The following is a 12,320-nucleotide window of genomic DNA, read 5'->3' as shown; positions in this document are numbered from 1 at the left end:
AATCCTTTATTTTTTTCTTGATATTCATTCTATGAAAGATTTTGCTGCCATCGATTTCGAAACAGCCAATGAATGTCCATCCAGTGTATGTAGTGTCGGGGTGGTAGTGGTACGTGAAGGAAAGATAGTCGGCAAGCTCTACCGTTTGATACGTCCGTGTCCTGATTATTATGCATATTGGAATACGCGCGTGCATGGATTGACCTCCCAAGATACAGCCCATGCGCAGCTCTTTCCGGAGGTATGGGCGGAAATAGCCCGGCTTATAGGGGATTTGCCTTTAGTGGCTCACAACAGTCCTTTCGATGAGAGGTGCCTAAAGGCAGTGTTCCGCACATATGGAATGGATTATCCCGATTATACCTTTTATTGTACATGCCGTGCTTCGCGGCGTGTTTTTGGCAAGCAGTTGCCTAACCATCAGTTGCAGACTGTAGCGGCTTGTTGTGGATACGACTTGACTAAACATCATCATGCGCTGGCTGACGCTGAGGCATGTGCACAGATAGCTCTTCAGATTCTGTAAGTTCTAAGAAACTGTTCTGAAAACGAATACATCAAGACAAGAAAAACTTTTTGGAGAAATTCAAAACAGTTTCTAGCATATAAGTAAGTGTGCAAAATTAAATGATATTGCCAGAAACACAGATTTTCGCGGATTAGCGCAGATTATTGTAATTTACGATTTGACAATTTGCTATCTACTATTTGAGCTTTAAATCGTACTTCGTAAATCGGAAAATAGTAAATTAAAAGAATCCGCGAAAATCTGTGTTAATCTGTGTTTCTGAGCAGACACATTATATAAACTAATTCTCAACATCTACTTATCAACTGCGTGGCAAGATGAATTGCAGTCCTGTCCCAGTCCTATGCTGTCAGGACTGTTGTCCTATATAACCAGTACTCCAGTCCTATATCTACTACGACTGCAGTCCTGGTAGATTAGGATTATGCGAGGACTGTATCTTTCTTTGCCGATACAGTCTTGTCCGGAAAAAGAACAAGTAATGTCCGCAGCGGCCATCCCCAATGATTATGCCCAAAATGATGGTATAATGATTGGGGAGGAATGCGGACATTCATATTGTATCTTTGCGTTCGGCCTGCTTGTTTAATCCAGTTTCAGCACTGCCAGAAAAGCTTTTTGCGGTACTTCCACTGTGCCGATTTGTTTCATACGTTTCTTTCCGCGCTTTTGCTTTTCAAGTAATTTGCGTTTGCGGCTCACGTCGCCTCCATAACATTTTGCCGTTACATCCTTACGTACAGCCTTGATGGTTTCGCGGGCAATGATTTTTGAGCCGATAGCTGCCTGGATAGCTATTTCGAACTGTTGGCGTGGAATGAGTTCTTTTAGTTTTTCGCACATACGGCGTCCCAGTTCGTATGCATTGTCTACGTGGGTGAGGGTAGAGAGCGCATCTACCGGTTCGCCATTGAGCAGGATGTCCAGCTTCACCAGTTTTGAGGGGCGGAATCCTGCCGCATGATAATCGAACGAGGCATATCCTTTTGAAAGACTTTTCAGTTTATCGTAGAAGTCGATGACGATTTCGCCCAGTGGCATCTTGTAATGCAGTTCCACGCGATTGCCCGAAATATAGTCTTGGCGCACCAGTTCGCCACGCTTGCCCAAACAGAGCGTCATGATAGAACCGATATAGTCGGTCGTGGTGATGATGGAGGCATCGATGTAGGGCTCTTCGATGTGGTCGATAAGTGTCGGGTCGGGCATACCGCCGGGGTTATGCACTTCTTGTACGCCTCCTTGCTTGTCGTATACCATATATGATACGTTGGGCACGGTGGTGATGACGTTCATATTGAACTCGCGGTCTAACCGTTCCTGTACAATTTCCATGTGGAGCAAGCCCAGAAATCCGCATCGGAAGCCAAAACCAAGTGCGAGAGACGATTCGGGTTGAAAAGTGAGCGAGGCATCATTCAGCTGGAGTTTTTCCAGTGAGGAACGCAGGTTTTCATAATCTTCCGCCTCGATAGGGTAAACACCGGCAAATACCATCGGCTTTACTTCTTCGAAGCCTTCAATGGCTTTCTCGCATGGGCGGTCGATGTGGGTGATGGTATCGCCCACCTTAACCTCACGTGAAGTCTTGATGCCCGAGATGATGTAGCCTACATCACCTGTTCGCAGTTCTTTGCGTGGTACTAAATCCATTTTCAGTACGCCTACTTCATCGGCATCGTATTCTTTTCCTGTATTGAAGAATTTTACTTTGTCGCCGGTGTGGATGATGCCGTTTTCTACTTTAAAATAGGCGATGATGCCGCGGAACGAGTTAAAGACAGAGTCGAAAATCAATGCTTGGAGTGGTGCGTTTTCATCACCTTGCGGACAAGGTATCCGTTCGACAACTGCTTTCAGTATTTCTTCCACGCCCATACCGGTCTTTCCCGAAGCACGGATGATTTCCTCACGCTTGCATCCCAGCAGGTCGATGATTTCGTCTTCTACCTCTTCGGGCATAGCGCTGTCCATGTCGCATTTGTTCATTACGGGGATGATTTCCAGGTCGTGTTCCAGTGCCATGTAGAGGTTTGAGATAGTCTGTGCCTGTACTCCTTGCGAGGCATCCACTACCAGTAAGGCTCCTTCACACGCAGCGATGGAGCGTGACACTTCGTATGAGAAGTCTACGTGCCCTGGGGTATCGATGAGGTTGAGAATGTATTTTTCGCCTCCGTAGGTGTATTCCATCTGGATAGCGTGGCTCTTGATGGTGATGCCGCGTTCCCGTTCCAGGTCCATGTCGTCGAGCATCTGCCCTTCGGTGATTTTGATAGTCTGGGTGTATTCCAGCAAGCGGTCGGCAAGTGTGGATTTCCCATGGTCAATATGGGCGATGATGCAGAAATTTCGGATATTCTTCATATAGTTTACTTGATTACAGCGTTTTGTGCGCAAAGATAGCGAAAAATGTAAAAGTGACCAAATTTGAAGTTCACCACAGATTACGCAGATTAAATCAATCAATGTGATATGAATGGTTCATCGTGATAGTTGATTTAGAAGCTGTTTTGAATTTATCGTGCGATGATTTGGGATGAGTTTTTGAGGCATTTTCGCTTTTGTGATGAGGAAGATAGCGGGCTATCTGACGAAGAACAGGAGCGGAAAGGACCAAAAAATCGCCCAAAGCACGCACGAAAACAGATACATCAAGCCAAGAAAAACTTTTTGGAGAAATTCAAAACAGCTTCTTAATCTGCGTAATCTGTGGTGAAAAAATTAATTTCTCTCTTTCGCTACGATGAGATTCAGCCGCCGGTAAACATACGAGAAGGCAGGAATCAGGAAGAGGCAGGCGAAGAGCCATGCGGTAGGGTCGCCGAAACATACACCTAAGAATCCGAATGCCGGAACTACGATGAGGCTGACCAACACACGGGCTATCATTTCGGATACACCCGAAAACATGGCGAGTTTGGTATAGCCGGCTCCCTGAATGCTGTAGCGAAGAACACTCAGCAATCCGAGCAAGGGGAAGAAAGAAACGTTGATATGGACAAAGAGAGCCGTATCTTTAATGATTTCCGTTTCGTTTGGGTCGACAAACAGAAGGGCTATCTTATCTGCCCAACCCCAGATGATGATGTTTACTGCTATAATGTAAATCATCATCATGCCTACTGCCGACTTGATTCCTTGCCAGATACGGTCGGGTTTGCCTGCTCCGTAGTTTTGTCCGCTATAGGTAGCCATCGCCATGCCTAAACTGTCGAGGGCGCACATAAATACCATTTTAATACGCATCGCAGCCGTAAATGCCGCAACGCACGCCGTGCCTAATGCATTGTTGGCACTTTGCAGCATGATACTGCCAATGGCGGTAATGGAGAATTGAAGTCCCATCGGTACACCGATAGACAAAAGTTGCTTGGCAAGTTCGGGACGGAATCGGCGGTCGGAAGCTGTGGTGCGCAATATCTCGAACTTACGGTTCATATAAAGGTAGCATAAGAGTGCGGATACGCCTTGAGATACTACCGTAGCTATTGAAGCTCCTGCCACTCCCCAGCCCAATACCAAAATGCAGAACAGGTCGAGGAATATGTTTAATACGGTAGAAAGAAGCAGGAACCAGAAAGGGGTCTTGCTGTCTCCCAAAGCCCGGATAACACTCGAAAGCAGGTTGTAGAAGAATGTGCACGGAATACCGATGAATGTGATGAGCAGGTATTGATAAGCTCCTTCGAAGATATTTTCAGGAGTTTGCATGCTTCGTAGGATGAAGGCGCAAAGCAAACTGGTAATGACGGTTATCGCCACCGACATGACTCCGGCTATTTTCAGGCTTACAGATACGTAACGGCGCATCGTGACATAATCTCTTGCACCGAACTTCTGTGCCACGGGGATAGCGAAGCCTCCGCAGCATCCGTTGCAGAACCCCAGTATCAGGAATACCACCGAAGTGCTGGCTCCTACCGATGCCAAAGCATTGATGCCTAAGAATTTGCCCACGATGGCGGCATCTACCAGTGAGTAGGTTTGCTGAAGCAGGTTGCCCAGCAGAAGGGGCAGGGTGAAGTTGAATATCAACGGCAGGGAACGCCCCGAAGTCATCTCTTTTGATTGTGCCATACAAGATTGTACTAATTACCGGGGTGCAAAGTTAGCCGAAAGCCGGAAACATTGTTCTTTTCCGATGGGAAGAATCGGGCGTTTAGCCCTGAAATCTTGCGATAAATCAAGAATGCAGGAGCAGGAGACTTGGAAATGGGTGAAGAAAAACGTACCTTTGTGAAAACCGTTGAGAGAAGACTGAAAGAGTGTATGAAGTATTTATTCTTTATTATACGTATATTATTCGCATGTGTGGGGCTGATGGCAGGAAAGGCTTTTGCCGAAAGCCCTTTTGTGGTGTTTTCGCCTGTTGATGCTACTCAAGGTTTGTCGGGCAATCAGGTGCGGAACATTACCCAGCTGCAGGATGGACGTATGATGATTACTACGGCGGGGCAATTTAACCTGTACGACGGGACGGGCTTCGATTATTTGCACTACGATGCCCGTCATATCTGCCGCCTTTCGGATTATGCCGGTTTTCATCATTCGTATACCGATGCAGCAGGACGGGTATGGATGAAAAACCAGCAGGTTTTGATGGTGGTAGACGGCAGGACTGGACAGATGTTGGAGCATCCTGACAGTTTGTTTGGAAAATGGGGAATACGGGAGCCGTTGAAAGATTTTTTTATGGATACGGAAAAAAACTTCTGGCTGCTTACTGAGTCCGATTGTCTGATGCGTGTCGCAGGGCAAGCATTGCAGGCGGAACCGTTTTTGTTGCACGTGTCTGCTTTGACGTGCGGACAAAAAGATGTGCTTTATGATTTAGAAGTAGTGGACGACCACCTTTATCTGTTTTACCGTTCGGGAATTCTGTTGTGTTATGACTTGCATACGCGAGATGAAGTATGTCGTCGGTCGTTGGGAGAGGTCTTGTCAGAAGGCTGGTATGGAAACACTTCGTATATGCTGGCATCTGCGGGAGGACTGTACCAGCTGTGCAACGGCGTGCATGGAGGAGCATTGCTTTATTACGATTGCCGTCGCCAGATGTGGACTGAAGTGCTTCGTGCCGATTATTGGCTGAACTATATTGCCTTGGATTGTGAAGGTAATATTTGGTTGAGTTGTCGGGAAGGATTATGGTTTATTGGAGCTGATTTACAGGAGAAGCATTACATACCTGTCTTGAAACTGGTCGACGGAAGAAGGATTGAGACCGAAGTCAGTACGGTTTACAACGATGCCCAAGGCGGGTTATGGGTAGGTACTCTGAACCGGGGGGTATTGTATTATCACCCGGCACGTTTCCGTTTCCGGAACGTGGGACGTACGTTGTTTCCTGTTCCCGGTGATGAGGCCTTGCAGGTGACGGGTTTTCATGAAACAGATAATCGGCAGATATTGGTAGAGACCACCGAAGGAATGTTCCGGTATGATCCTGCAGATGCTGTATCTCCTTTAAAGAAGATGGATATTCCTATCCTGAAAAAAGAATTGGGAAGTCTGGTGCAAGGTGGTCCGGCGATTTTACAGGAGATGCCATTAGGTAAGGATTCGTTGGTGGGGATTACGATAGAGGGTCTGTTTGTACGTAACCGTCAAGGGCGTGTGTTATCTTATATTCCATCTTTGCATCCTTGTAACGCACTTTGTGTAGATGGCAGAGGGGATGTATGGATTGGACAGGAAGACGGACTGGTGCTTTGGAATCCTTCAACAGGCAGGAGGCGTACGTTTTATACGACCGATGGTTTGGTAAATAATGCAGTACAGTCTATTATCGAGACTTCCGATTCCACATTATGGGTTTCCACAGCTAACGGTCTGTCTTGTCTGACTGTACGTCCGGCAGATGACGGGACTTGGCGTTATGTATTTGTTAACTTTAATCAAGACGATGGGATTATCGGAAACGAGTTTTGTCCGCGTTCGGTTTTCCGGACTTCCGATGGTACGCTGTATTGGGGTGGCATTAATGGATTCAATGTGATGGGTGCCTCTCATTCTGTGGCCGCACCTTCTCCGTTTGTGCCTGTGTTTGTAGGATTCAGTTTGTTCGGGCAAAAGCACCCTTTGCCTTCTTCAGGGGAAGTGGCTTTGGCTTATGACCAGAATTTTTTCTCACTGGAGTTTTCAGCACTGAACTATGTCAATCCTACACAGACGCATTACCGTTATATTTTGGTGGGGATAGATGCCGAAGAGCAGGAAATGTGTTCATCAGACGGCCGTGGTTATGTCACTTATACAGACTTGCCTCCGGGCAGTTATCGATTTAAGGTACAGGCAACACGGGGAGGCGAACCATGGACAGGACGTTATGCCGAATTTGGTGTAATAATAAGACCTCCTTTTTGGCGTACGCCTTATGCTTACGGATTGTATGTTTGTTTGGGAGTAGGTTTGACATGGTTACTGGCTGTAAGTTATGCACGGCGTAAGCGTCGTAGCCTGGTGCGTGAACAGAAAGAAAAACTGGATGAGATGAAAGGCGTGTTTTTGAAGAATATCCATAGCGAACTGCAAGAACCCGTAGACAGGATACTTTCTCCCCTGGACAGTGTGCTTGTATCGTTGGGTGAAGGAGAGGTCCGCCAACAGCTTCAGGGAGTGAGGCAGGAAGCAGAGGAAATGAAAAAACTGATAGACCAGTTGGCAGAGGGGGTATTGCTTCCTTTGCCAGCCGATGAAAAATCGATAGATCTGGAATCCTTGTTGATGGATATGCGGCATTTGCTGGTCTTGCAGGAAGAACGCAAGCTTCATCCGAGGGCTGTCCAGTCGCAAAAGGAAGCAGGTCCTTTGCTTACTGCGGCAGATGAAGCTTTTGTGCGTAAGGCTTTGCAATGTGTAGAGTCCAATCTGGATAATCCGGGTTATTCAGTGGAAGCTTGGAGCCGCGATATGGGGATGGACCGTACAGGGCTTTATCGTAAATTGACTTCCTTGGTGGGAAAGACACCTACCGGCTTTATCCGATCGGTACGCTTAAAGCAGGCGGCGTGCTTGCTTGACAAGGGCTATACAGTGGCTGAAGTGGCGGATATGGTAGGGTTCAGTACGTCAAGTTATCTGAGCAAGTGTTTTCAGGAAGAGTTCGGCGTTCGTCCTTCACAATATGCTCAACGGAAAGAAAAACATTGAAAAACAGCCCGATTTCAACATTTGTATAGTTTCTTGCAACGTGTGTGCATCTTCGTAACAGTCGAAATCCGTTACCTTTGTAAACCAATTGACAAACATCTAATATCTAAAATGTAATTATGAAAACATTCCGATTTGTAGGGTTAGCCCTGTTGCTGTGCAGTTCAGGGTTATCTGTGGCTCAAGAGGTGAGCCGGACGGCACATGGCGTAAAGCTGGAGGTGCCGGGTGAGAAGTTTAGCTGTGAGGTGCAGTTTTATACTCCCTCCATTGTGCGTGTGGTGAAATATCCGCAGGCAACAATGCCGGAGGAGAAGAGTCTTGCAGTGGTTCTTTCTCCCACCGAAGATATAAAGTTTAAGGTAAACGAGACGGATGATGCCGTAATATTGAAAAGTGCCGCCGTCACGGTCACGCTTGATAAGCAGGAAGGCACCTTGAGCTTTGCCGATTTGCAAGGTAATGCCTTGTTGACAGAGCAGGGAGAACCTTCTTTCAAACCTTATCAGGAGGGAGCCGATAAGGGATACTACCGTGTCTGTCAGGCATTCCGGCTGGATAAAGACGAGGCAATCTATGGGTTGGGACAGCTTCAGACGGGCAAAATGAGCCAGCGTAACCAGCAGAAATATCTTATTCAAAGCAATCTGGAAGACTCCAGTCCGTTCTTCCAGTCGGTTAAAGGCTATGGACTGTATTGGGATAATTATTCTCCTGTTACTTTTACCGACAATGCCGATGGAACTTCTTTCGATTTCGAGGTAGGAACGTGCGTTGATTATTATTTTATGTATGGCGGAAATGCGGATGGAGTGATTGCCGACATGCGTGAGCTCACCGGCCAGGTTCCGATGTTTCCTTTATGGACTTACGGTTTCTGGCAAAGCAAGGAACGTTATAAAAGCCAGGATGAGGTAGTAGGAGTTGTGGGCAAGTATCGTGAACTGGGTGTACCCTTGGACGGTATCATTCAGGACTGGCAGTATTGGGGACACAATTATTTGTGGAATGCCATGGACTTTACCAACCCGCTTTTCCCCGACCCGCAGAAAATGCTTGACGATGTGCACGGCATGAACGCTCATATGGCCATTTCTATCTGGTCTTCGTTCGGTCCTGCTACGAAGCCTTATCGGGAGCTGGCTTCCAAAGATTTGCTTTATGATTTCAAGACTTGGCCTGCATCAGGTACCGAAGGTTGGCCGCCCGATCCTGAATATCCGTCGGGAGTAAAGGTATATGATGCTTATTCGCCTGAAGCTCGTGACATTTATTGGAAATATTTGAACGATGGTATTTTCAAGTATGGCATGGATGCTTGGTGGATGGACTCTACCGATCCGGACCATCTGGACTTTAAGCCGGGCGACCTTGACCAGAAGACCTATCTGGGTACTTTCCGTAAAGTGCGCAACGCCTATCCATTAATGTGCGTGGGAGGTGTTTACGATCATCAGCGTGCCACAACCTCAGATAAGCGCGTGTTTATACTTACACGTTCTGGATTTGTAGGCCAGCAACGCTACGGCGCCAATGTATGGTCGGGCGATGTGGGTTCTTCTTGGGAAAACTTGCGTAAACAGGTGCCGGCAGGACTGAACTTCTCGCTTTGCGGTATGCCACACTGGAACAATGATATCGGTGGCTTCTTTGCCGGACAATATAATAAGAGCTGGAATGACGGGACGGCTCCCAAGAATCCGCTTTATCAGGAACTTTTTGTGCGCTGGATGCAGTTCGGTACCTTTACACCGATGATGCGTTCGCACGGTGCAGATGCACCTCGTGAAATTTATCAGTTCGGGAAAAAAGGTGAACTGGTGTATGATGCCATCGAGAAAATGATTCGTTTGCGTTATACGTTGTTGCCTTATATTTATTCTACTTCTTGGGAGGTCAGCCATCGTCAGTCTACGTTCATGCGTGCGCTTGTAATGGATTTTCCTGCAGACAAACAGGTGTGGGACATGAATGATGAATATATGTTCGGCAAGGCATTCCTCGTGGCACCGGTACTCGAAGCACAGTATACTCCCGAAACGGTGTTGAAAGTCGATGAACAAAGTGGATGGAACCGTGACAATGCTGGAAAGGCTGGAGATGAAACGGGTACCTTCGACTTTACTCAGAAGAAATCAGCTCCTGTCTATCTGCCCGAAGGTACGGTATGGTATGATTTCTGGACTAACGAAAAACTGGACGGAGGACAAGAGTTTGCACGTGAGACTACTCTCGACCTCATTCCGCTTTATATCAAGGCAGGTAGCATTGTGCCGCTGGGACCTGATGTACAATATGCTACAGAAAAACCGTGGGATGTATTGACGCTTTGTGTCTATCCCGGTGCCGATGGAGATTTCACGCTTTATGAAGACGAGTTTGACAATTACAATTACGAAAAAGGTGCTTATACCGAAATCCCGATGACATGGGATGAGGCTTCCCGTCGTCTGACTATCGGTGCACGTAAAGGGTCATACCCAGGTATGCTGGAAAGCCGTAAGTTTATCGTGCGTACTCCCGATGGCAAGGAAAAGACAGTAAACTATACTGGCAAGAAACTGACGGTAAAATTGTAAGAAGCTGTTTTGAATTTCTCCAAAAAGTTTTTCTTGGCTTGATGTATCCTTTTTCGTGTGTGCTTTGGGCGATTTTTTGGTCCTTTTCGCTCCTGTTCTTCGTCAGATAGCCCGCTATCTTCCTCATCACAGAAGCGAAAATGCCTCAAAAACTCATCCCAAATCATCGCACGATAAATTCAAAACAGCTTCTAAGTCAATGCTGCTTAGGTAACTGAAAAGCAAATTGTAAATTTTCTATTCGGAAATCTGTATGCGATTGCAATGCGTTATTGGGTTTAAGAGCGGCAGCCAGTCTGCAGAGATACATGTTTCCGGCTTATAATGTAATAGGGCAGGTCTTTTCCTGCCCCTATTACATTTACAAGGATTTATTGGTGGATAATTTTTTACTGGATTCCGTTTTCACGCAGTTTCAGTTGCCATTCCCATGCCGAGCGCAGTGTGTCTTCCAGTGAAGTTTCTGCCTTCCAGCCTAGTTCGTTGTTGGCGTATGTCGGGTCTGCCCATACTTGTTCGATATCTCCTGCGCGCCGTTTGCCTATCTGGTAGTTCAGTTTTACACCTGTCGAAGCTTCAAAAGCGTGAATCAATTCCAATACAGAAACGCCTTTTCCAGTACCGATGTTGAATACCTCTACTGTGTCTTTCTGCTTGCCGTCCAGAATACGGTGCATTGCTGTGACATGTGCTTTTGCCAGGTCTACTACGTAGATGTAATCGCGGATGCACGAGCCATCCGGTGTGTTATAGTCATCACCGAATACAGTAAGTTTTTCGCGGATGCCGATAGCTGTTTGGGTCAGGTAAGGGATGAGGTTTTGCGGTACACCGTTGGGTAGTTCGCCGATAAGTGCTGTCGGATGAGCTCCAATCGGGTTGAAGTAGCGTAGCAGGATGGCGTGTATGGGTGATCCTGAAGCGATGGTGTCTCGGATGATTTCTTCATTGATTTGCTTGGTATTTCCGTAGGGGGATTCAGCTTTCTTGATAGGAGCCTCTTCGGTAACGGGTAAATGGTCCGGTTGGCCGTATACAGTGCATGATGAAGAGAAAATGATGCCTTCTACGCCATGGCGTGGCATTAGTTCCAACAGGTTGATAAGCGAGACGATATTGTTGCGGTAGTATAGCAGAGGTTTCTGTACAGACTCGCCTACGGCTTTGCTGGCAGCGAAGTGAATAATTCCTTTTATGCCTGGATATTTCGTGAATACGTTTTCCAGTGCGGCATAGTCCAGACAGTCTACGTGTTCGAAAGCGGGGCGGATGCCAGTTATTTTTTCAATGTTGTCCACCACATCGGCGCGTGAGTTTGACAGGTTATCCACAATCACTACATCGTACCCGTTGTTTTGCAATTCTACTACGGTATGCGAACCTATGTAGCCCGTACCGCCAGTTACTAAAATTCTTTCTTTCATTTTATAAGGTATTAATTTGATAAGGTTCTTATATTATCCATACAAAAATAGAAAGAAATATCGAAAAATGAATGTATTAAAAAACAAAAAGGCGCAAAATGACCGATTTGTAGTCCCATTATGACGATTTTGATACACAGGCTTTCGGCAGGGGACTTCATGAAGTGTCTAAAAAATAAAGACGATGATAGAATTATTCCTATCTTCGTCTTTATGTCGGAATGAGGCGACTCGAACGCCCGACCCCTACGTCCCGAACGTAGTGCGCTACCAACTGCGCTACATTCCGATTGTGTATCGTCCTCTTTCGATAACGGGTGCAAAGGTAAGGCTTTTTTTGATATTCACAAAATAATAGTCGTTTTTTTTCTTGAAAAATGTGAATTTCTTTTATACCGCTTGTGTTTTTGCTGTATAATTGGCTGTGATGGGAGAATGCGCAGCTGTTATACAATGTGTGGTATGGATTTATGCTTTTTGTTGATGTTGTCACAGGACACATGAATTCACAGACAACACAGAGAAGCACATAAGCAATAAGCAAAAAATCTGTGTTTGCTTGTGTCTTTCAGGTGTGAAAAGAGGCAAGTAAACACATTGGTTTCCTTGCCTCTTCCTGATTTGCAGAGCTTA

General features: G+C 46.3%; 8 protein-coding genes and 1 tRNA gene. 4 read left to right on the top strand and 5 right to left on the bottom strand.

From position 1 onward, the window contains the following. Positions 1 to 31 precede the first annotated feature (31 nt). Positions 32 to 526 (top strand): 3'-5' exonuclease, encoded by a 495-nt coding sequence (locus B5G04_RS03175; protein WP_087213452.1) that lies wholly within the window; start codon positions 32 to 34, stop codon positions 524 to 526. 588 nt (positions 527 to 1,114) lie between these two features. Here B5G04_RS03175 and lepA read toward each other — a convergent pair. Continuing rightward, a complete protein-coding gene (gene lepA, locus B5G04_RS03170; protein ID WP_087248214.1) occupies positions 1,115 to 2,896 on the bottom strand; it encodes a translation elongation factor 4 in 1,782 nt (593 codons plus the stop codon). Positions 2,897 to 3,058: 162 nt separating this feature from the next. Between lepA and B5G04_RS19610 the strand changes: the two genes are divergently transcribed. Then, positions 3,059 to 3,229: a hypothetical protein gene (locus B5G04_RS19610; protein WP_158100024.1), complete on the top strand. Its 171-nt coding sequence runs from the start codon at positions 3,059 to 3,061 to the stop codon at positions 3,227 to 3,229. Between the two features lie 24 nt (positions 3,230 to 3,253). Here B5G04_RS19610 and B5G04_RS03165 read toward each other — a convergent pair whose 3' ends face one another. Beyond that, positions 3,254 to 4,609, bottom strand: a complete 1,356-nt coding sequence (locus B5G04_RS03165) for an MATE family efflux transporter (protein ID WP_087248216.1) — start codon at positions 4,607 to 4,609, stop codon at positions 3,254 to 3,256. 159 nt (positions 4,610 to 4,768) lie between these two features. Between B5G04_RS03165 and B5G04_RS03160 the strand changes: the two genes are divergently transcribed. Then, on the top strand, positions 4,769 to 7,684 hold the full coding sequence (locus B5G04_RS03160) for a helix-turn-helix domain-containing protein (protein ID WP_239414015.1): 2,916 nt from the start codon (positions 4,769 to 4,771) through the stop codon (positions 7,682 to 7,684). Positions 7,685 to 7,803: 119 nt separating this feature from the next. Next, positions 7,804 to 10,263, top strand: a complete 2,460-nt coding sequence (locus B5G04_RS03155) for a TIM-barrel domain-containing protein (RefSeq protein ID WP_087248218.1) — start codon at positions 7,804 to 7,806, stop codon at positions 10,261 to 10,263. On the opposite strand, the gene B5G04_RS03150 is transcribed toward B5G04_RS03155, so the two are convergent. The 3 genes from B5G04_RS03150 to B5G04_RS03140 form a co-directional block, all read right to left on the bottom strand. Then, positions 10,230 to 10,430 (bottom strand): hypothetical protein, encoded by a 201-nt coding sequence (locus B5G04_RS03150; RefSeq protein WP_158100023.1) that lies wholly within the window; start codon positions 10,428 to 10,430, stop codon positions 10,230 to 10,232. The two genes, B5G04_RS03155 and B5G04_RS03150, sit on opposite strands and share 34 nt — an antisense overlap. A gap of 222 nt (positions 10,431 to 10,652) precedes the next feature. After that, positions 10,653 to 11,687, bottom strand: a complete 1,035-nt coding sequence (gene galE, locus B5G04_RS03145) for a UDP-glucose 4-epimerase GalE (RefSeq protein WP_022039673.1) — start codon at positions 11,685 to 11,687, stop codon at positions 10,653 to 10,655. Positions 11,688 to 11,903: 216 nt separating this feature from the next. After that, positions 11,904 to 11,976: transfer RNA gene (locus B5G04_RS03140), tRNA-Pro, on the bottom strand. Positions 11,977 to 12,320: the final 344 nt, after the last annotated feature.

This window comes from Bacteroides sp. An51A (genome assembly GCF_002161565.1).
GTDB lineage: Bacteria > Bacteroidota > Bacteroidia > Bacteroidales > Bacteroidaceae > Phocaeicola > Phocaeicola intestinalis.
This window is presented reverse-complemented; position numbering and strand designations above follow the sequence as displayed.